Raw genomic sequence first — 239 nt, forward strand, 5'->3', positions numbered from 1 at the left:
CTGTTGACCGAGCAGCCGCTGATGCAGAACGTGCTCGCCGACCTGTCGTTGGAAAGCGAAGCGGCATTGGCCCTGAGCCTGCGCATGGGCCACGCCCTCGAGCAGCTCGACGACCCCCAGCAGGCGCACTTCGCGCGCCTGGTCACGGCGGTAGGCAAGTACTGGATCTGCAAGCGTGCCCCGGCCATGATCAACGAAGCGGCCGAGTGCCTGGGCGGGGCGGGGTATGTGGAGGACAG

At 67.4% G+C, this 239-nt stretch carries 1 protein-coding gene; it reads left to right on the forward strand.

The window, feature by feature from the left end; genetic code table 11:
* Nucleotides 1–239: acyl-CoA dehydrogenase family protein (locus AC3II9_RS22455; RefSeq protein ID WP_489158987.1), on the forward strand; the 239-nt coding region annotated here is incomplete at both ends.

This window comes from Lysinibacillus sp. RU7 (assembly GCF_057837305.1).